The sequence below is a fragment of the Streptomyces sp. NBC_01244 genome (genome assembly GCF_035987325.1).
Lineage (GTDB): Bacteria > Actinomycetota > Actinomycetes > Streptomycetales > Streptomycetaceae > Streptomyces.
In genome coordinates this window covers 6,114,296-6,135,117 of the sequence record NZ_CP108488.1, presented here as the reverse complement: position 1 = coordinate 6,135,117, position 20,822 = coordinate 6,114,296, and the positions used below count along the sequence as shown (strand labels likewise).

At 71.1% G+C, this 20,822-nt stretch carries 13 protein-coding genes; 6 read left to right on the top strand and 7 right to left on the bottom strand.

Translation table 11 applies throughout. The annotated features are described in order from the left end of the window. Positions 1–45 precede the first annotated feature (45 nt). The 7 genes from OG247_RS27780 to OG247_RS27750 form a co-directional block, all read right to left on the bottom strand. Positions 46–1,095: an ABC transporter ATP-binding protein gene (locus OG247_RS27780; RefSeq protein WP_327254783.1), complete on the bottom strand. Its 1,050-nt coding sequence runs from the start codon at positions 1,093–1,095 to the stop codon at positions 46–48. Continuing rightward, positions 1,088–2,134, bottom strand: coding sequence for an ABC transporter ATP-binding protein (locus OG247_RS27775; protein ID WP_442813663.1), 1,047 nt, complete (start codon positions 2,132–2,134; stop codon positions 1,088–1,090). Before OG247_RS27775 ends, OG247_RS27780 begins: the two co-directional genes overlap by 8 nt. Positions 2,135–2,154: 20 nt before the next feature. Then, a complete protein-coding gene (locus OG247_RS27770; protein ID WP_327254781.1) occupies positions 2,155–3,102 on the bottom strand; it encodes an ABC transporter permease in 948 nt (315 codons plus the stop codon). Next, positions 3,095–4,027, bottom strand: a complete 933-nt coding sequence (locus tag OG247_RS27765) for an ABC transporter permease (RefSeq protein ID WP_327257651.1) — start codon at positions 4,025–4,027, stop codon at positions 3,095–3,097. Before OG247_RS27765 ends, OG247_RS27770 begins: the two co-directional genes overlap by 8 nt. A 174-nt stretch (positions 4,028–4,201) precedes the next feature. Continuing rightward, entirely contained in the window at positions 4,202–5,839 is a 1,638-nt protein-coding gene (locus OG247_RS27760) for a peptide ABC transporter substrate-binding protein (RefSeq protein ID WP_327254780.1), read from the bottom strand. Between the two features lie 440 nt (positions 5,840–6,279). Further along, positions 6,280–8,184 (bottom strand): translational GTPase TypA, encoded by a 1,905-nt coding sequence (gene typA / locus OG247_RS27755; RefSeq protein WP_327254779.1) that lies wholly within the window; start codon positions 8,182–8,184, stop codon positions 6,280–6,282. Positions 8,185–8,503: 319 nt separating this feature from the next. After that, positions 8,504–10,930: an ABC transporter family substrate-binding protein gene (locus tag OG247_RS27750; protein ID WP_327254778.1), complete on the bottom strand. Its 2,427-nt coding sequence runs from the start codon at positions 10,928–10,930 to the stop codon at positions 8,504–8,506. Positions 10,931–11,293: 363 nt separating this feature from the next. Here OG247_RS27750 and OG247_RS27745 point away from each other — a divergent pair, with 363 nt between their 5' ends. From OG247_RS27745 to OG247_RS27720, 6 genes are all read left to right on the top strand, one after another. Next, the gene (locus OG247_RS27745; RefSeq protein ID WP_327254777.1) at positions 11,294–11,524 is read left to right on the top strand and encodes a hypothetical protein; all 231 of its coding nucleotides are present in this window, start codon (positions 11,294–11,296) and stop codon (positions 11,522–11,524) included. A gap of 105 nt (positions 11,525–11,629) precedes the next feature. Further along, positions 11,630–12,454 carry a hypothetical protein gene (locus OG247_RS27740; RefSeq protein ID WP_327254776.1) on the top strand — a complete coding sequence of 275 codons (825 nt, stop codon included), beginning with the start codon at positions 11,630–11,632 and terminating at the stop codon, positions 12,452–12,454. After that, positions 12,455–14,368 carry a fumarate reductase/succinate dehydrogenase flavoprotein subunit gene (locus tag OG247_RS27735; protein ID WP_327254775.1) on the top strand — a complete coding sequence of 638 codons (1,914 nt, stop codon included), beginning with the start codon at positions 12,455–12,457 and terminating at the stop codon, positions 14,366–14,368. Then, positions 14,365–15,138: a succinate dehydrogenase/fumarate reductase iron-sulfur subunit gene (locus OG247_RS27730; RefSeq protein ID WP_327254774.1), complete on the top strand. Its 774-nt coding sequence runs from the start codon at positions 14,365–14,367 to the stop codon at positions 15,136–15,138. The genes OG247_RS27735 and OG247_RS27730 overlap by 4 nt, the downstream gene beginning before the upstream one ends. A gap of 84 nt (positions 15,139–15,222) precedes the next feature. Next, on the top strand, positions 15,223–18,492 hold the full coding sequence (locus tag OG247_RS27725; protein ID WP_327254773.1) for a serine/threonine-protein kinase: 3,270 nt from the start codon (positions 15,223–15,225) through the stop codon (positions 18,490–18,492). Between the two features lie 51 nt (positions 18,493–18,543). After that, positions 18,544–20,685: a TPM domain-containing protein gene (locus OG247_RS27720; RefSeq protein ID WP_442813421.1), complete on the top strand. Its 2,142-nt coding sequence runs from the start codon at positions 18,544–18,546 to the stop codon at positions 20,683–20,685. Positions 20,686–20,822 lie beyond the last annotated feature (137 nt).

Sequence of the window (20,822 nt, the reverse complement as noted above, 5' to 3'; positions counted from 1 at the left end):
CGGAGAGATCCGGTGACGGGCGCCCTGTGGTGTCGCTACGGGAGGTCAGACGGCCAGGACGGCCTTCTCCTCCGCGAAGTGGCAGGCCGACTCGTGCGCGGCCAGCGACTTGACGCCCTGGAAGCGCTCCGGGATGGCGAGCAGCGGCTCCTCGACGGAGCACTTCTCCTCGGCCTTCCAGCAGCGGGTGCGGAAGCGGCAGCCCGACGGCGGGTTGGCCGGCGAGGGGACGTCACCGGTGAGGATGATCCGCTCGCGGCCCTCGCGGGCGGCCGGGTCCGGCACCGGCACCGCGGAGAGCAGCGCCTGGGTGTACGGGTGGGTCGGGTGCTCGTAGATCTGCTCGTCGGTGCCGATCTCGGCCATCTTGCCGAGGTACATGACACCGACGCGGTCCGAGATGTGCCGGACGATCGACAGGTCGTGCGCGATGAAGATGTAGGAGAGGTTGAACTCCTCCTGCAGCTTCTCCATCAGGTTGATGACCTGGGCCTGCACCGATACGTCGAGCGCGGAGACCGGCTCGTCGCAGATGATGATCTCCGGGTTGAGCGCGAGGCCGCGGGCGATGCCGATGCGCTGGCGCTGGCCGCCGGAGAACTGGTGCGGGTACCGGTTGATGTACTCCGGGTTGAGACCGACGACGTCCAGGAGCTCCTGCACCTTGCGGCGCCGGTCGCCCTTGGGGGCCACCTCGGGGTGGATGTCGTAGGTCTCGCCGATGATGTCGCCGACCGTCATGCGCGGGTTCAGCGAGGTGTACGGGTCCTGGAACACCATCTGGATGTTGCGGCGCACGGCCTTCAGGGCGCGGCCGGACAGCTTGGTGATGTCCTGGCCCTTGTAGAAGACCTCGCCGGCGGTGGCGCGTTCCAGGTTCATCAGCAGCTTGGCGACGGTGGACTTGCCACAGCCGGACTCGCCGACGATGCCCAGGGTCTCGCCCTGGTACAGGTCGAAGGAGATCCCGTCGACGGCCTTGACGGCGCCGACCTGCTTCTTGAAGAGGATTCCCTGGGTCAGCGGGAAGTGCTTGACCAGGCCGCGGACCTGGAGGATCGGCTCCCGCACGGGGGCGTTGGTGAGCTCAGCCATGGAGCTGCTCCTTCCAGAAGTGGCAGGCGCTGTGACGGCCGGCCAGCTCGCTGCCGTCCTGCTCGCTGACGGGCTGCAGGGCGGGGATCTCGGACCGGCAGACGTCCTGCGCGGCGACGCAGCGCGGGCTGAACGAGCAGCCGGAGGGCAGGCGCAGCAGGTTCGGCGGCAGGCCCTTGATCGCGAAGAGCTCCTGGCCCTTCTGGTCCAGGCGCGGGATCGAGTCCAGCAGGCCGCGCGTGTAGGGGTGCGCCGGGCGCTTGTAGATCTCGTGGACCGGGGAGGTCTCGACGATCCGGCCGGCGTACATGACCGCGATCTTGTCCGCGACGTCGGCGACCACGCCGAGGTCGTGGGTGATCAGGATCAGGCCCATGTTGAGCTCGCGCTGGAGCTCCGCGAGGAGGTCCATGACCTGGGCCTGGACGGTGACGTCCAGGGCGGTGGTCGGCTCGTCCGCGATGATCAGGTCGGGCTCCAGCGCGATCGCCATGGCGATCATGATGCGCTGGCGCATACCGCCGGAGAAGTGGTGCGGGTAGTCGTCCACCCGCTGCTTCGCCGCCGGGATCTTGACCTTCTCCATCAGCTCGATGGCCTTGACCCGGGCGTCCTTCTTCGACATGCCCTCGTGGACGCGGAACATCTCGCCCAGCTGGTAGCCGACGGTGAGCACCGGGTTCAGGGAGGACAGGGCGTCCTGGAAGATCATGGCGATCTTCCGGCCGCGCAGCTTGCGCCGCTCCTCGAAGCTCATCTTGAGCATGTCCTGGCCGCGGAAGAGGATCTCTCCCTGCGGGATCTTGCCGGGGGGCATGTCGAGGATGCCCATGATGGCCTGGGCCGTCACGGACTTGCCGGAGCCGGACTCGCCGAGCACGGCGAGGGTCTCGCCGGCGCTCACGCTGTAGTTGACGCCGTTGACTGCCTTGGCCACACCGTCGCGGGTGTGGAACTCGACGTGCAGGTCGCGCACCTCGAGGAGCGGCGTCTGCGGGTCCCCGTCACGCGGGGAGGGAAGGCTGGAGGTGTTGTCCATGGTGATCACTTACGCCCTCCTCAGCGCAGCTTGGGGTCGAGGGCGTTGCGGACCGCTTCGCCGAGCATGATGAAGGCGAGGACGGTGATGCTGAGCATGATCGAGGGGTACAGCAGGATGTGCTGGGCCACTCGGATCTGCGAAGCACCGGCGGAGATGTCCACGCCCCACGAGATGGTCGGGGAGGCGAGGCCGAGACCCAGGTAGGACAGGGTGGCCTCCGCCGCGATGTATCCGCCGAGCGCGATCGTGGAGACCACGATCACCGGAGCCATGGCGTTCGGCAGGATGTGCCGGAACAGGATCCGGGTGGTGCCTGCGCCCAGCGCCTTGGCGGCGTGCACGTAGTCCGCCTGCTTCACGGTGATGACCGCTCCGCGCATGACGCGGTTGATCTGCGTCCAGCCGAGGAAGGCCAGGGCGAAGACGACCGTCCACACGGTGCGGTCGGTGAAGGCCTGGAGGACGACCATCGCGCCGAGCAGGAACGGGATGCCGAAGAAGATGTCGGTGATGCGCGACATGATCGCGTCGGTCACGCCGCCGAAGTAGCCGGCGATCATGCCGGTGATGCTGCCGAGCACGGTGACGATCGCGGTCACGGAGACCGCGACGATGACCGAGGCGCGGGTGCCGTAGACGAGGCGCGCGTAGACGCTGCGTCCCTGGCCGTCCCAGCCGAGCCACTCGGGAGAGCCGACCTTGCTCAGTTCCGGCTTGCCGAGGAAGTGGTGGACCAGGTCGCCCTTGGTGGGGTCGATGCTGGTGAACCAGCCCGGGAAGGCGGCGATCACGAGGAGTACGAAGATCAGCGCCGAGGAAATGACGAAGTACGGGTTGCGACGCAGGTCGGCCCAGGCGTCGCCCCAGAGGCTGCGGGCCTTCTCGGCCTTCACCGGCTCCACCGGGGCGCCGGGCGCCGCGGAGGTCTCGGCCGCCACGATGTCGGTCTTGGTCAGATCAGGCATACCGGATCCTCGGGTCCATGACCGCGTAGAGGAGGTCGACGAGCAGGCTGGCTATCAGGTAGACCACGACGAGGACGGTGACGACACCGACCACGGTCTGGCCTTCGCGGCGGACGACCGATTCGTAGATCAGACCGCCGACGCCGTGGACGTTGAAGATGCCTTCGGTGACGAGGGCACCGCCCATCAGGGCGCCGATGTCGGTGCCGAGGAACGTGACGACGGGGATCATCGAGTTGCGCATGAGGTGCACACCGATGACGCGGCGCTTGGGCAGGCCCTTGGCCACGGCGGTGCGGACGTAGTCCGCGCGCAGGTTCTCGGCCATCGAGGTGCGGGTCAGGCGGGCCACGTAGGCGAGCGAGAGCGAGCCCAGCACGATGGCCGGCGCGAGCAGTTCGCCCCAGGTCTCGTCGTTGCTGACGTTCGGCTCGATCCAGCCGAGCTGGAAGGCGAACACCGACTTGACGATGAAGCCGAGGACGAAGACCGGCATCGAGATGATCAGCAGGGTGAGGACGAGGATCAGGTTGTCCGCCCACTTGCCGGCCTTGAGGCCGGCGACGATCCCGAGGGCCAGGCCCAGGACGATCTCGATCGCGAAGGCCAGGAAGGCCAGGCGCAGGGTGACCGGGAACGCAGCCCCGACCACTTCGGTGATCTCACGTCCACTGCGGATCTGGGACCCGAAGTCGAAGTGGAACAGGATGCCGGTGATGTAGTTCCAGTACTGCTGCCAGAGCGGCAGGTCCAGACCGTGCTGGTGACGCAGGGCGGCCAGCGTTGCGGGGTCGGTGCCCTTGTCCCCGAAGAGTCCGGCCACGGGATCGCCGGGCAGGCTGTACACCATCAAAAAGATGAGCAGGGTCGTCCCGAAGAAGACCGGGATCATCTGGAGCAGTCGTCGTGCGACATAGCGCCCCATCATGCCTCCGTAGAAGATGCGGCAGGCGCAGCCGGACGGGCCCTTTCGCCACGCACGCGCGTGACGGTTCCGTCACTGCGTCGCGAAAGGGCCCCCCGGGCGCTGCATGTAGGCCCGAATGTGGGCCGGCTCCCCGCCGGCCCACATCCGTCGAAAGGAATTACGCGGTAGGACTTACTTCTTGACCTCGACCTGGTCGAGGATCGGGTCGCCGTCCTGGGCGTACTTCACGTTCTGGACCTTCTCGGAGTAGCCCGCGTTGACCTTGTAGTACCAGAGCGGGATGGAAGGCATGTAGTTGACGAGTTCCTTCTCGATGGCCTGGTAGGCCTTCACGGACTCGTCGAGGGTCGCGGCGCTGTCGGCCGCGGCGATCTTGGCGTCGAGCTCGGGGCTGGTGAAGCCACCCTGGTTGCCGCCGGCGCCCGTACGGAACAGGTCGCTGATGAAGTTGGCGTTCACCGGGTAGTCGAGGACCCAGCCGGAGCGGTAGATCGACTTGACCTGCTTGGACTTGCGGGCCTGGAGGTCGGCCTGGAAGTCCGGCTTGGCGTCACCGGTGCACTTGACGCCGGTGGCCGAGGTGATGCTGCCGCAGACGGCCTCGACCCATTCCTTGTGACCGCCATCCGAGTTGAACTGGATGAAGATCTCGTTGTTCGGGACGCCGCCGCCCTCGGTGATGAGGGCCTTGGCCTTCGCCGGGTCGAACTTGGTCACGTCACCGGAACCGGTCGGCGTGTAGCCGAGGACGCCCTTGGCGACCCAGCCGGTCGCCGGCTCACGGGTGCCCTGGAGCACGGTCTTGGTGATGGTGTCGCGGTCGATCGCCATCGACAGGCCCTGGATGACCTTCGGGGAGACCTGCTTCGGGGTCTTCCACTGGTCGGCGTAGTACGCGATGGCCAGCGTCTGGACGGCGGAGTACGCCTGGTCCACGGCGCGGTCACCGAGGTCGGCGCGGTAGACCGGGAGGTCCTTCGGGCTGATCTGACGCAGGACGTCGACGTTGCCCGACTTCAGGTCCTCGTAGGCGGTCTCGAGGGTGGTGTAGTTCTTGAGAATCACACCGCCGTTCTTCGCCTTGTCGACACCCTTGTAGTCGTCGAAGCGCGTGAGCTCGATCTGCTTCTTGTGCTCCCACGACTTGAACTTGTACGGGCCGTTGCCGACCGGCTTCTCACCGGCGGCCGCGGGGTCCGCGTAGAACGAGGCGGGCAGCGGGGAGTAGACCTCGTAGCCGAGCTTGTACGCGAAGTACGGCACCGCGCCGTTGAGCTCGATGGTGAAGGTGTTCTCGTCGACGATCTTCAGACCCTCGAGCGCGTCACCGGTGGGCTTGGCGCCCTCGGCCTCGGGGTGCAGGGCCTCGAAGCCCTTGATGTCGGCGAACCAGGACGCGTTGCCCTGCTTGTTGTTGATGTTCGCGGCCCAGTTCCACGCCTTGACGTAGGACTCGGCGGTCACCTTGGTGCCGTCGTGGAAGGTCCAGCCCGGCTTGAGCTTGACGGTCCACAGCTTGCTGTCCGTGGTCGTGACCGACTCGGCGTTGACGTTGACGATCTTGCCGTCGGCGTCGTAGTCGACGAGCTGGGAGAACAGACCAGACATCGCGATCGAGCCGTTGGACTCCATCGTGTCGGCCGGCTGGAGAAGCTTCTCCGGCTCGCCCACCTCGATCGAGTAGATGCCGTTCGGGTCAACCTCACCCTTGGCGCCGGCGTCGTTGCCGCCACCGCCGCCACAGGCAGTCGCTGCCAGGGCGACGACAATCGCGCCCGTTACCCACTTGGCGCTCTTGGCACCGCGCATGGGTTTCCTCCTCATGAGTCCACTGTCTGATGTGAAGGACACAGGTGTGCTTCGCCGACACCCCTGACGGCGATAGGACCGGTGTCCCGAGTGTGCTCGTGAGTCGACGCTCCCCACAGCGTGTGACCCATTGACCCGAGCTCAATGGAGCCATCCTCAGGGACTGCCTGACCGTAAACCACACTTAAGTGGTCTCGTTTTCACAACATCGCACTACGGCTAAAACCCGAAATCCGGACAAACGGATAGGAGACAGACATGAACGAAACGGACTGTTAGCTCTTCTTCCGGAGTGTCACGGTCGGTATGCGGACACCGGACCGAAATAATCCGCTTGACAAAAGCGAACAGCCCCCTCCGTCACGGTGTACGTGACGGAGGGGGCTGTTCACTAAAGCCCGTACCGGGCAGGACCCGGGTGTGACCTAGGTCCTACGCGACTACTTGCCGGACTTGGCGCGCGACGCGGTGCGCGAGCGGTCCTTCTGGTCCAGGACGACCTTGCGGATGCGGACGGCCTCCGGGGTCACCTCGACGCATTCGTCGTCGCGGCAGAACTCCAGGGACTGCTCCAGGGAGAGCCTGCGCGGGGGCACCACGTTCTCGGTGTTGTCCGCGGAAGCCGCACGCATGTTGGTGAGCTTCTTCTCCTTGGTGATGTTCACGTCCATGTCGTCGGCGCGGGAGTTCTCGCCGACGATCATGCCCTCGTACACCTCGGTGCCGGGCTCGGTGAACAGGACACCGCGCTCCTGCAGGTTGATCATCGCGAACGGCGTGACCGACCCGGAGCGGTCGGCGACCAGCGAACCGTTGTTACGGGTCACCAGCGGGCCGAACCACGGCTCGAGGCCCTCGTGGATCGAGTGGGCGATGCCCGTGCCGCGCGTACCGGTCAGGAACTCGGTACGGAAGCCGATGAGGCCGCGCGACGGGACGACGAACTCCATGCGGACCCAGCCGGAGCCGTGGTTCGACATGTTGTCCATGCGGCCCTTGCGGACGCCCATGAGCTGCGTGACCGCGCCCATGTGCTCCTCGGGGACGTCGACCGTCATGCGCTCGACCGGCTCGTGCACCTTGCCGTTGATCTCCTGCGTGACCACCTGCGGCTTGCCGATGGTCAGCTCGAAGCCCTCGCGGCGCATCTGCTCGACCAGGATGGCGAGCGCGAGCTCACCACGGCCCTGGACCTCCCAGGCGTCGGGACGCTCGGTCTCGAGGACGCGGAGCGAGACGTTGCCGACCAGCTCGCGGTCCAGACGGTCCTTGACCTGGCGGGCGGTGACCTTGCGGTCCTTGACCGCGGACTTGGCGTCCGCGCCCTTGCCGCTGCCGCCGCGGCCGACCATCGGGGAGGTGTTCGTGCCGATGGTCATGGAGATCGCCGGCTCGTCGACCGAGATCAGCGGAAGCGCGATCGGGTTCTCCGGGTCGGCCAGGGTCTCGCCGATCATGATGTCGGGGAAACCGGCGACCGCGCAGATGTCACCCGGGCCCGCCACCTCGGCCGGCTTGCGGGTGAGCGCCTCGGTCATCATCAGCTCGGTGATGCGGACGTTGGAGATGGTGCCGTCACGCTTGATCCACGCGACGGTCTGGCCCTTGCGGAGCTCGCCCTGCTCGACGCGCACGAGCGCGATGCGGCCGAGGAAGTTGTCCGCGTCCAGGTTGGTGACGTGGGCCTGAAGGGGGGCCTCCTCGTCGTACACCGGGGCCGGAACGTGCGCCAGGATGGTGGAGAAGAAGGGCTCCAGGCTGTCGCTGTCCGCGGGGACGGTGCCGTCCTCGGGCTTGGTCAGCGAGGCCACGCCGTCACGGCCACAGGCGTAGACGATCGGGAACTCGATCTGCTCCTCGTCGGCGTCCAGGTCGAGGAAGAGGTCGTACGTCTCGTTGACGACCTCGTCGATCCGGGAGTCCGGACGGTCCGTCTTGTTGATGCAGAGGATGACCGGCATCTTCGCCTGCAGGGCCTTGCGCAGGACGAAGCGGGTCTGCGGCAGGGGACCCTCGGAGGCGTCCACCAGCAGAACGACGGCGTCCACCATCGACAGACCGCGCTCGACCTCACCACCGAAGTCGGCGTGGCCGGGGGTGTCGATGATGTTGATCGTGATCGGGGCCGACCCGTCCTTCGGGTGGTACTTCACCGCCGTGTTCTTGGCGAGGATCGTGATGCCCTTCTCACGCTCCAGGTCGTTCGAGTCCATCATGCGGTCGTCGAGGTGCTGGTGGGCGGCGAAGGCACCGGCCTGCTTGAGCATGGCATCGACGATGGTCGTCTTGCCATGGTCGACGTGGGCGACGATGGCGACGTTACGGATGTCGTGGCGCGTGGGCACTTCGGCGCTTCTCCCGGGATCGTGGATGGCGACGCGTACGGTCCGGCACGCGCGCCTCGACCGGGCGGAAAACCTGCCACGGCCTTACCCCATCGTACGTCGGCTGGCGGGAACCGCCTGCCGGGGGGTCTGTCAAGAGGCCGGACGACTGAGCACGGCGGGGTCCTGGGTGGGGGGACCCGGCCATGGGTGGAGCCGGTAAACACGCGGGTCAACGGGTACGTACGACCTTGCCCGCCGGGTGATCCGGCGGGCAAGGGACTTGAGTCACATCTGAGCTTGGAACCTTCGAATCAACCCCGGATGCACCGCTTCGTCATCACTTCTTCTTGTCGCTCTTCTTCGCCGCGGCCGGCTTCTTCCAGCCGATGTCCTGGTAGCGCGGGGCTCCGAGGCCGAAGGCGCCCGCGTTGGTGAGGCCGGGCTTCACGGCCACCAGCTCGGGGCGCTGGTAGAGCGGGATGGAGCCGGCCGTCGCCCAGATCCGGGCGTCCGCCTTGCGCATCAGCTCGCGGGCGGCCGCCTCGTCCAGCTCACCGAGCGCCTGGTCGAAGAGCTGGTCGATGTGGTCGGTGCCGACCCGCGTGTAGTTCTGTTCGACCAGCAGCGAGCCGTCGGCGGCCGGCTCCGGCTTGGCGAAGATGGGCCGGGCGTCCGTGGCCGGGTAGGCGGTCGCGGGCCACGAGTAGAGCGCCAGGTCGTACTGGCCCGAGGCGATGTGGTCCTTGAAGAAGCTCTCGTCGGCCACCTTGGTCAGCTCGGTCTGCACGCCGACCTTCCGGAGCATCTGCGAGATCCGCTCGCCGACCGTGCGCAGCGCCTCCGAGCCGGGGCCGGCCGGCAGGACGAAGCGCAGGGTGAGCGCCTTGCCGTCCTTGGCGAGCACGTTGCCGGAGGTGCGCACGGCCTGCTTGGCGGGGGCCGGGGCGGTGCTCGCCTGGACGTCCGCCGGTTCGGCCGCGGCTTCGGCGTCCAGGGCCGGGCTGCGCTTGCCGTCGTCCACGGCGTCGGCCTGGGCCTCGGCCTGGGTGCGCAGGGACTGCTCCTGGAGGGCCGCGAACGGGGCCGGTGCGAGGACCGGGGAGGGCCGGTTCTGCCCGCTCTCCGCCTCCGCGAAGGCGTCGGCGTCGACGATCTCGCCGTCTTGGGCGGGGTGTTTGTACCGGCCTTCGGGCAGGTCCGTGCCGGCCGGGTCCTCGGGGCCTTCGGGACGGTCGTCGGGGTGGGCTGCGCGCAGGGCGGCGACTGCGGCGCGGGCGGCGTCGCCGGGCTTGCCGTCGTCCTGGCCGACGATGTAGAGGCCGTCGTTCCCGGTGCCCGGGCCCGCTGCCGGGACCGCCGGGGTCTTGGAGTCGTCCGTCCCCTCGGCGGCCTCCGAGCCCGCCTTCGCGCCCGCCGGCTCGGTGATCTTGCCGCCCCGGCGCCAGCCGGCGTCCGCGAGGAGGGCCTGCGAGGCCTGGGTGTCCTGGCCGCCGAGGGCATCGCTGTTGTCGGCGTACGCCTGCTGCCCGGCCAGCGCGAGGTGGCTGCCCACCGGCTTCGCGGGCAGGTCCAGGGGCTTGAGGACGATGTCGGCGAGCGCCTGGCGGTCCAGGGCGCGGGCCACGGCGCGGCGTACCCGCTCGTCGGCGAGCGGGCCGCTCGCGCCGTTCATCGCGAGCTGCGTGTAAGCGGGCTCCAGGGACTTGCGGACGGCGAATCCGCGCAGGGCGCTCTGCTCCTCGGCGTACCGCTTCACCGATTCCGCGTGCTTCTGGCGGATGGCCTGCGCCTCCTTGGCCTTGTCCTCGTCCGCTCCGAAGGCGAGCGCCCACGACAGGGTGGCCTGCGCGGCCGTCACCGAGGCGGCCGGGCCGTGGGCCCCGTCGGCCTTGGCGGCCGCGCGGCGGGCCAGGGCGATCCGGTCGGCCCCGGTGCGGTCGATCTCCGCCAGGTCGAGCTTGCCGGCGGCCAGCGCGGCCGGGCGTTCGGAGCGGGGCACCGCGGTGAGGACCAGGGTGTCGAGCTTGGCGGGGCTGCCCCACCAGCGCGGGTTGCGGGTCAGCGAGGCCGTACCGGTCTTCTTGTCGATGGCGCCCAGGCCGAAGGGGCCCGCGGTGACCTTCAGGGCGCCCCGGGCCCCCTCGTTGAAGCTCTCCGGGGTGCCGGTGACCTGCTTGGGGTAGAGGGGGCTGAAGAGGGAGCGCCAGTCGGCGTACGGCCTGACGAAGGTGACCTTGACCTCCAGGTCCGTCTTGCCGCGCTCGATCTTCTCGATCCGGTCGTAGCCGGCGTTGCGCGCCGTCCAGTACGCGGAGTCCTTGCCGTTCAGGGCCCGCCACTGGGCGACGAAGTCGGCGGCGCCGATCTCGCGGCCGTCGCTCCAGACCGCCTGCTGGTTGAGCTTGTACAGGACGACCTGCTTGGGCTCCCGCTCGACGACCTCGGCCTTCTCCAGGTAGTCGGGGTTGGCCACCGGCCGCCCCTTGCCGTCCAGTACGAACAGCTGGGGCAGTACCGCCCCGGCGATCCGGTTGGTGGTGGCGTCCGCATCGGCCTGGAAGGCGTTGAGGGTGCCCGGCATGGAGTCCACGGCCCACCGCAGCACCCCGCCGTCGGCGACCTTGTCGCGGGTGGCGGCCGCGATGTCCTGTCCGGCGGCGGCCGGGCCGCCCTCGTCTTCACCCGCGCCGCAGCCCGCGAGCAGCGGCAGTGCAAGAACTCCCGAGGTCAGGAGCGCCAAGGACCTGCGCCTTCTCTGGGACATGGGTGGTACCTCCGGGACGGGGCGTGGGGGGAGCTGTGAAAGGGGATGTTTTGATCACGTTCGGCGGTATATGGAGCTGATCACACTGGGTGCCGAAACCCACTGAAATCGACACCCCGCCACACCCGCCGCAGCCGACCCCCGCCACGCCGCGAACCCCACCCGTGCGGACCAATCCGGCTTGCTTTCCGGGCGGGCGTTCCCCCGTAAGAGGGATGAAAATGGGAGCAGGGAGGGGCGCACAGTTCACGCCTGCGCGCCCGCAATCGCTGCACGTCCCTTCACAACGGGGGACGGGAGGCGCGACACTCGCAGGCGCACATGAGCGCTGCCACCGCACCTCAGCGGAAGTGAGGGCAAATCATGTCCCTGCAAGACGATTTGACCGCCGTACGGCGCAACCTGAACGAGCTGGTCCGCTCGGTGGAGCAGCTCGAGCGGGACGTCGCGAACACGGCCCGTCCGGCACCGACCGCCTCCCGGCCCCCCGGCGAGGGCGCGATGGTCAGCGTCCCGGACACCCCGTACGACAGTGCGCTGTGGACGGACGTCGACGACGAAGGTCTCGGCGCCCGCGACCGCCGCGCTCCCTGACCGGCCCCTCCCGCACACCCCACCCGCCCCACCGGACCCGGTCACCCGCAGCGACGGGCGGCCGGGCCTCCGGGGCACCCCTCATCACTCCACCCGGAGTCCCTCTTGGCCACAGGCACCCAACCATCCCCACAGCGGCCCGGCGGCGTCCACGACGCCTCGCGGGCCGCGATCGAGGCCCGGCACCTGCGGACCGACCGGTGGTGGCTCTCCCCCGCCGGCACCGCGGCCGGGCTGCTCGCCTTCATCGTGTACTCGACCTGGCGGGCCTTCGCCAACGACGACTACTACGCGGCGCCGTACGTCTCGCCCTTCTACTCCCCGTGTCTCGCGGAGAACTGCGAGGAGATGCGCGGCGGCCCGAACCTCGACCTCCTCGGCAGCTGGTGGGGCCTGTCCCCCGCGCTGCTGATCCTGGTCTTCCCGCTCGGCTTCCGGCTGACCTGCTACTACTACCGCAAGGCCTACTACCGGGGCTTCTGGGCCTCGCCGCCCGCCTGCGCCGTCGCCGAGCCGCACAGCTCGTACAGCGGGGAGACCCGCTTCCCGCTGATCTTCCAGAACATGCACCGGTACTTCTTCTACGCGGCGCTGCCGGTCGCGGGCATCCTCACCTACGACACCGTGCTGACCTTCCGCGACGAGAACTACGCGTGGGGCCACATGGGCCTCGGAACCCTGCTGTTCCTCCTCAACATCGGGCTGATCTGGGCGTACACGCTGTCCTGCCACTCCTGCCGGCACATCATGGGCGGCCGCCTCAAGCACTTCTCCAAGCACCCGGTCCGCTACCGCCTGTGGGGCTGGATCAGCCGCCTCAACTCCCGTCACATGCAGCTGGCGTGGGCCTCGCTGATCAGCGTGGCCCTGTGCGACTTCTACGTGTACCTGCTGGCCAGCGGCGCCTTCACCGACCCGAGGATCTTCTAGATGACCCAAGTGGAACGGCAGCAGTGGGACGTGGTCGTGGTCGGCGCGGGCGGCGCCGGCCTGCGGGCCGCCATCGAGGCGCGCGAGCGGGGCTCCCGTACGGCCGTGATCTGCAAGTCCCTCTTCGGCAAGGCCCACACCGTGATGGCGGAGGGCGGCATCGCCGCCTCCATGGGCAACGTCAACGAGGGCGACAACTGGCAGGTGCACTTCCGCGACACCATGCGCGGCGGCAAGTTCCTGAACCAGTGGCGGATGGCGGAGCTGCACGCCAAGGAGGCCCCGGACCGGGTCTGGGAGCTGGAGACCTGGGGCGCGCTCTTCGACCGCACGCCCGACGGGAAGATCTCGCAGCGCAACTTCGGCGGGCACGAGTACCCGCGGCTCGCGCACGTCGGCGACCGGACCGGGCTGGAGCTGATCCGCACCCTCCAGCAGAAGATCGTCCAGCTCCAGCAGGAGGACTTCAAGGAGTACGGGGACTACGAGGCCCGGCTCAAGGTCTTCCAGGAGTGCACGGTCACGCGGATCTTGAAGGACGGGGAGCGGGTGTCCGGGACCTTCTGCTACGAGCGCGAGACCGGGCGGTTCTTCGTCCTGGAGGCCCCCGCGGTGGTGCTCGCCACGGGCGGGATCGGGAAGTCCTTCAAGACCACCTCCAACTCCTGGGAGTACACCGGCGACGGCCACGCGCTGGCCCTGCTCGCCGGGGCCCCGCTGCTGAACATGGAGTTCGTGCAGTTCCACCCGACCGGCATGGTCTGGCCGCCCTCGGTGAAGGGGATCCTCGTCACCGAGTCGGTGCGCGGCGACGGCGGGGTGCTGCGCAACAGCGAGGGCAAGCGGTTCATGTTCGATTACATCCCGGACGTCTTCAAGGAGAAGTACGCGCAGTCCGAGGAGGAGGGCGACCGCTGGTACGAGGACCCGGACCACAACCGGCGCCCGCCCGAGCTGCTCCCCCGCGACGAGGTGGCCCGCGCCATCAACTCCGAGGTCAAGGCCGGGCGCGGATCCCCGCACGGCGGGGTGTTCCTCGACGTGTCCACCCGGATGCCGGCCGAGAAGATCAAGCGGCGGCTCCCGTCGATGTACCACCAGTTCAAGGAGCTGGCGGACGTGGACATCACCGCCGAGCCGATGGAGGTCGGCCCGACCTGTCACTACGTGATGGGCGGCATCGCGGTCGAGTCCGATACGGCCGCCACCCTCGGGGTGCCGGGCCTGTTCGCCGCCGGTGAGGTCGCGGGCGGGATGCACGGCTCGAACCGCCTCGGCGGGAACTCCCTCTCCGACCTGCTGGTCTTCGGCCGCCGGGCCGGACTGCACGCCGCCGAGTACGCGGCGCGCGACGCCCCGGCCGTGGGCGGGCGGCCCGAGGTGTCCCAGGCGCAGATCGACGCGGCGGCCGCGGAGGCGCTGGCCCCGTTCCATGCCGCCGAGGGCGCGGAGAACCCGTACACCCTGCACCAGGAGCTCCAGACGGCCATGAACGACCTCGTCGGGATCATCCGCCGCGAGGGCGAGATGGCCCAGGCGCTGGAGAAGCTCTCGGCCCTGCGCGTACGGGCCTCCCGGGCCGGGGTCGAGGGGCACCGGCAGTTCAACCCGGGCTGGCACCTGGCCCTGGACCTGCGCAACATGCTGCTGGTCAGCGAATGCGTGGCTCGCGCCGCCCTGGAACGCACCGAGAGCCGGGGCGGGCACACCCGCGAGGACTGCCCGGCGATGGAGCGGTCCTGGCGGCCGGTGAACCTGCTGTGCCGGCCCGTCGACCCCGCTCCCTCGGATCCGGCCGCGGACCGGATCGAGCTGACCCGGGTGCGCACCGATCCCATCCGATCCGACCTGCTCGCGCTCTTCGAGAAGGAAGAGCTGGTCAAGTACCTCGCCGAAGAGGAGCTCTACGAGTGAGTAGCTACGATGCCGCGTTCCGGATCTGGCGGGGCGACGCGGAGGGCGGTGAGCTGCGCGACTTCACCGTGGAGGTGCACGACGGGGAGGTGGTCCTGGACATCGTCCACCGGCTCCAGGCCACCCAGGCCTCCGACCTCGCGGTGCGGTGGAACTGCAAGGCGGGCAAGTGCGGTTCGTGCAGTGCGGAGGTCAACGGGCGGCCGCGGCTGATGTGCATGACGCGCATGTCGACCTTCTCCCGCGAGGAGACGATCACCGTGACCCCGCTGCGGGCCTTCCCGGTCGTCCGCGACCTGGTGACGGACGTGTCCTTCAACTACCAGAAGGCGCGCGAGGTGCCCGCCTTCGTGCCGCCCGCCGGGGTGGCGCCGGGCGAGTACCGGATGCAGCAGATCGATGTGGAGCGCTCGCAGGAGTTCCGCAAGTGCATCGAGTGCTTCCTGTGCCAGGACACCTGTCACGTGGTGCGCGACCACGAGGAGAACAAGGTGGCCTTCGCCGGTCCGCGCTTCCTGATGCGGGTGGCGGAGCTGGACATGCACCCGCTGGACGCGGCGGCCGAGGCGGGCCTGGACCGCAAGCGCACGGCGCAGGAGGAGCACGGACTCGGCTACTGCAACATCACCAAGTGCTGCACGGAGGTCTGCCCCGAGGGCATCAAGATCACCGACAACGCCCTGATCCCGCTGAAGGAGCGGGCCGTGGACCGCAAGTACGACCCGCTGGTGTGGCTGGGGAACAAGATCGGGCGCCGCTCCGGCCGATAGCCGCCCCCAATCGTTCACTTGGCAGGACAGAATGCCCCCTGAGCAACGTCGTTGACGTGAAGTCAGGGGGCATTCGCGGTGCGGGTGGGGGATCAGCTGGCGGGCCGGTACCGCCTCGAACAGCGGCTCGGCAAGGGCGGCTTCGGCGAGGTGTGGCGGGCGCACGACACGGCGCTGGACCGGGCCGTGGCGGTGAAGGTGCTCCTGGAGACGGCCATGTCCGACGAGGCGGTCGCCCGCTTCCGGCGCGAGGCCACCATCGGGGCGCAGCTCCAGCATCCCGGCATCACCGTCGTGCACGACGTGGGCCAGGAGGAGGGGCGGCTCTTCATCGTGATGGAGCTGCTGGCGGGCGAGGATCTGCGCGCCACGCTGTCCCGGGTGCCGGACGGGCTGCCGGTGGCGGTGGCGCTGGACCTGGCCGCCCAGGCCGCGGAGGCACTGGCCGCCGCACACGAACGCTCCGTGATCCACCGGGACTTGAAGCCGGCCAATCTCTTCCTGCTGCCCACCGGGCGGCTCAAGATCTGCGATTTCGGCATCGCGCACTCCTCGGACGCCACGGCCGGCTGGACGGTGACCGGCCGGATCTTCGGCAGCCCGCCGTACATGGCCCCCGAGCAGTGGCGGGGCGAGCGGGTGGACGCCCGCTGCGATCTGTACGCGCTGGGAGGCGTGCTGTACGCGCTGCTGAGCGGGGAGCCGCCCTTCGGGGAGGCGGAGGTCCCCTACGTCCTGATGCGCCGGCACATCGAGGACCGGCCGCTCCCGCTGCGCGAAGCCGGTGCGGTGGTCGCTCCGGAGGTGGAGCGGCTGGTGCGGCAGCTGCTGGAGAAGGACCCGGCGCACCGGCCGGAGTCGGCACGGGCCACGGCGGCGGCACTACGGGCCCTGCTGGCGGAGCCCCTGACGGAGCCCCTGACCGGGGAGGGGGCACGGGCTGGGACCGGGAGCGGCACGGACGTCGGGGGCGGGGCGGAGACCCGCGTCACGGGCGGGGTGGAGACCCTCGTCACGGGCGGGGCTGAGGCCCCCGTCACGGGCGAGGCTGAGACCCCCGTCACGGGCGAGGCTGAGGCCCCCGTCATCGGCGGGGTGGAGGTCGGGGTTGTGCCCGCGTATGTGCGGGAATTCGTAAGGGAGTTGCTGCTGGAGGTCGAGGTCGGGCTGCGGGCGCTGGAGCCCGGGGACGAGGCGCGCATCGAGGTGCTGACCGTGGCCGCCGACGCCGCGGCGCGGTTCGACGCGGAGCTCGCGGGGCGGCTGCTCGGCGACGCCGAGATCGCGGCGTGGGAGGGCGGCCGCGGTGACGGGGCGCGGGTGGCCGAGCTGCTGACCCGCCTGGCCAGGGCCACCTCCACCCGCGCGCCGGCGCGTGCCCGGCGGCTGCTGACCGAGGCGCAGCAGGCGCTGTTCACGGTGTTCGGCTCCCACCGGGCGGGCCCGCTGTGCGCGGTGGCGGAGGAGCTGGCCGTGGTGGCCCCCGGGCAGGCCGCCCGGATCGCCGAGGACCACTTCGCGGACGGCATGGCGGACAAACGGCTCCGGGCCCGCGTCGCCACGGCCGTCGCGGCGGCCGATCCCGCGGAGGCGGAGCTGCAGTTGGCGCTGATACCGGACCCCGCGCTGCGCGGGGCCGCCACCTACGACATGGTGGTGGCCGTCGCCCCGCACGATGTGGCGGCGGCCCTGCGGCTGAGCGAGCGCATCGGCTCCGCCGGGGGAAGGCTGCTGGCGCTGTGCCAGGTGGCGCGGGACCGTTTCGGGGCCGGGGACCCGGCGGGCGGGGCCAGGGCGCTGGAGCAGGCCGAGGAGGAGCTGCCGCGGTTCCTGGAGGAGCGGGCGGCCTGGCTGCGCGAGGAGGCGGCGCACCACACCGGAGAGGGCCGGTTCGACGCGGCGGAGCGGCAGCTGAGCCAGGCCGACGCGCTGCTGGGCGGCCGCCCCGGGGAGGCCGCCGACGCGAAGGCCGACCACGCCCTGGCCTCGCTGGCCACGGCCCGGGCCCACCGGGAGCAGGACACCCGGCCGCCGCTCGACCCGGGCGCGGCGCGGGAGTGGGCGGGCCGGGCGCGGAACCTGCCGGACCCGGCGCAGCGGGCCCTGCGGCTGGCCCTTGCCGCCCGGCTCTGCGTGGGGACGGGCCGGACTCCCTGGCTGGCGGAGGCGGCCGCCGGCGCCGGGAGCCCGGCCCCGCCCGGGATCAGAGCCCTGGGCGGCCCGCAGGCGCCTGCCTCCGTACGCCCGACGGGCCCCGCGCCCAAGCGGCGTCACGAGCCCGGGGCCCTGGAGTGGCGCACGGGTGCCCGGCCGGACGCCACGTACGCGGCAGGCGCCCACGTGGTGTGGCGGTCCGGGACCGAGGTGGGCTGCGTAGGGGCCGAGGAGGGGGCGACCCGCTGGACGGCCCGCTCCGACGAGGGTGTGGCGGCCGCGCCCCCGCTGCCCGGGACCGGGCCGCTCCTGGTGTCCTGCGCGGCGGACGCGGCCACGGTGTACGTGGAGGTCCGGCGGGACGGCGCGCCCGGGGTACGGCTGCTGGCGCGCGAGCCGCGCGACGGGCGGGTGCGGTGGTGGCGGGACCTGCCCGGCACGGGGCGGGCGCAGCAGTTCGGGCCGCGGTCGCTGCGCAGCGCCGGGCCGGTGCTGGTGCACGGTGCGCCGGGGGACCTGACCGCGCTGCGGGCGGCGACGGGCGAGGTCCTGTGGCGGCGCGCCCTTGCCGACCCGGCGACGCGGTCCGCCGCCGCGGTGGGCGACTGCCTGGTCCTCGCGGACGTGCTGCGGCTGCAGGCGCTGCACCTGCCGACCGGCCGGCCGGTGTGGTCCTTCCGGCGGGCCGGCCCCACGGCGCGCACGCTGCACGATCCGCGGCTGTCCGGAGGCGGCCTGGTCCACCTCCTGGACGAGGGTTCGCTGCTGGCCCTGGACCAGGGCTCCGGCCGGGAGCTGTGGCGCTTCGCCCTGGGCGCCCCGGCAAAGGGCCTGCTGGTCGAACGCGGCACGGTGTACGCGGCCTCGCACGATCCGGAGGGCTGGGACCTGGTCCTCGCGCTCGACGCCGGGACGGGCGCCCTGCGCTGGCAGCGCCAGGCGGCCCGGTGCGCCGGAGCGGGGTGCGGGCTCGAACTGCTGGGACTGCGTCCGGGCGGCCTGTACGTCAAGGTCCCCCAGGGCGGCCGGCGCGGTCTCCTCGGCCGCTCGCCGGACCCGTACGCGGCGGTCCTGGACCCGGCTTCGGGCCGACCGCGCCGGTACTGGGACCACCCGCCCCTGGCCGCGGCCGACGCCCTGCTGATCGGCGACCACCTGGTCCTGTCCCGTCCGGAACTGACCGCGTACGGCCTGCCGTAGGGCACGGGTCTCGGGGTGCGGGAGGGTGAAACCGCCCATACTCTCCCAAATGTGACTCCGCCGAGAAGCAGCACGAAGAGACGCACCACCACCGGGATACCCGCCCGGACCGGCCTCGCCCTCGCCGCCGCGCTGCTCGCGCTCGCCGGCTGGACGACGGCCACCGCCCCGGCCGCCCGGGCCGACGATCCCGTCACCCTGTCCCAGCAGGGGCAGATCACCGACCGGGTGGGCGCCCTGGGCGACCGCAAGGCCGAGGTCACCGCCGCGCTGGACAAGCTGTACGCCGACCGCAAGGTCCAGCTGTTCGTCACGTACGTGCGCGACTTCTCCGACCGGTCCGCGCAGAGCTGGGCCGACGCCACCGCCCAGAAGAACGGCCTCGGCCAGAACGACGTCCTGCTGGCCATCGCCACCGGCGCCCGGCAGTACGCCTATTCGGCCGATGTCGACTCGGGATTCACCAAGGAGCAGCTCGCGGCGGTCGCGCAGACCGCCATCGAGCCGGCCCTCAGGCAGAACGACTGGGCGGGCGCCGCGATCGGCGCCGCCAACGGCTACGACGCCGTCCTGGGCGGACAGCCCGTACCGGTGCCGGCCGTCGTCCCCGGCGAGGCCGACCCCGGAGGCGCCGCGGCGGGCGGCGGCGAGAGCGGCGCCGGGGACTTCGTCCTCCCGGTGGTCGCGGTCGGCGCGGCCGGCGCCCTCGGGGCGTACGCGTACACCCGCCGCAAGCGCAAGCAGGCGGGCGGCAGCGGCGGCGGCTCCAAGACCACCGGCTGGTCCGGGCAGGGCCCCGCCCCGCTCTCCCTGCCGGAGCTGGACACCAAGGCCAAGGCCCTGCTGGTGGAGACCGACGACGCGATCCGCACCAGCACCGAGGAACTCGGCTTCGCCACCGCGCAGTTCGGCGAGGATGCGGTGTCGGCCTTCACGCAGGCGGTGGAGTTCGGGAAGGGCGAGCTGACGGCCGCGTTCCGGCTGCGCCAGCAGCTCGACGACGCGTACCCGGAGGACGACGCCACCCGCCGCCGGATGCTCGACGAGATCGTGGCCCGCTGTACGGAGGCGAGCCGGCGGCTCGACGCCGAGTCGGCGGACTTCGACCGGCTGCGGGACCTGGAGAAGAACGCACCGCAGGCGCTCGAGACCGTGGAGGCCCACTTCCGCGCCCTGACGGGCCGTACGACCACGGCGGAGGCCACCCTCACGGCGCTCGGCCGCCAGTACGCGGACTCCGCGGCGGCCCCGGTCGCCTCCAACCCCGAACAGGCCAAGGACCGGCTGCTGTTCGCGACGACCAGCCTCGGCGAGGCCCGCGCCGCGATCGGTACCGGCGACAACGGCAAGGCCGCCGTGCACGTCCGGGCGGCCGAGGGCGCGGTGGACCAGGCGGCCACCCTGGTCGACGCGGTGGAACGGCGCGCGCAGGAGCTGGCGGAGGCGGCCGGGAAGCTGACGGGCGCGCTCAACGAGACGGACACGGACCTCGCCGACGCGCGCGGGCTGCTGACCGGCACCACCGAGGGCTCGACCGGCGATCTGCGCGGCCGGATCAGCCGGGCGGAGGCCGTACTGGCCGACGTGCGCCAGGAGCAGAGCGCCGGCCGGTACGACCCGCTGGACGCGCTGCGCCGCGTGGAGGAGGCCGACGCGGCCCTCGACGAGGCGCTGGCCGGGGCCCGCGAGCGGGAGTCGGGCCGGCAGCGGGCCGCGGCCCTGCTCGACCAGGCCCTGCTGACGGCCCGCAGCGCGATCGGCGCGGCCACGGACTACATCACCACCAGCCGGGGCGCGATCGGCAGCCAGGCCCGTACCCGGCTGGCGGAGGCCCAGCGCCACCTGGAGCGGTCCACGTCCCTGGCGGGCTCTGACCCGGCGGGCGCACTCGCCGAGGCCCAGCAGGCGGACTCGCTGGCGCGCCAGGCTCAGCAGCTGGCCGAGCAGGACGTACGGGGCTACCAGAACCCGTACGGCGGTGGCGGCCGGCAGCAGGGCGGCGGCATGGGCGGCGCGGTGCTCGGCGGGATCATCCTCGGCGAGATCCTGGGCGGCGGCCGCGGCGGAGGCGGCTTCGGCGGCGGGGGCGGGGGCGGCTTCGGCGGCGGCTTCGGCGGGGGCGGCGGGCGCGGCCCCGGCTCCTTCGGCGGCGGCGGCACCCGCGGCCGCATGGGCGGCGGCGGCCGCTTCTGACGCACACACCGCTTCCCGGGGGCCTCGCAGGCCCCCCCTTCGCAGGGACCTTCCCACCGTTCCCCGTTCCCCGTTCCCCGTTCCCCGCTTCCCGCGTTCTCCCCCGTTCCCCCATCCCCGCTTCCCCGTCCCCAAGG

Coding starts and splice junctions, on each gene's coding strand:
- OG247_RS27780 (WP_327254783.1), bottom strand. CDS start 1,095: ATGGCTGAGCTCACCAACGCCCCCGTGCGGGAGCCGATCCTCCAGGTC.
- OG247_RS27775 (WP_442813663.1), bottom strand. CDS start 2,134: ATGGACAACACCTCCAGCCTTCCCTCCCCGCGTGACGGGGACCCGCAG.
- OG247_RS27770 (WP_327254781.1), bottom strand. CDS start 3,102: ATGCCTGATCTGACCAAGACCGACATCGTGGCGGCCGAGACCTCCGCG.
- OG247_RS27765 (WP_327257651.1), bottom strand. CDS start 4,027: ATGGGGCGCTATGTCGCACGACGACTGCTCCAGATGATCCCGGTCTTC.
- OG247_RS27760 (WP_327254780.1), bottom strand. CDS start 5,839: ATGCGCGGTGCCAAGAGCGCCAAGTGGGTAACGGGCGCGATTGTCGTC.
- OG247_RS27750 (WP_327254778.1), bottom strand. CDS start 10,930: ATGTCCCAGAGAAGGCGCAGGTCCTTGGCGCTCCTGACCTCGGGAGTT.
- OG247_RS27745 (WP_327254777.1), top strand. CDS start 11,294: ATGTCCCTGCAAGACGATTTGACCGCCGTACGGCGCAACCTGAACGAG.
- OG247_RS27735 (WP_327254775.1), top strand. CDS start 12,455: ATGACCCAAGTGGAACGGCAGCAGTGGGACGTGGTCGTGGTCGGCGCG.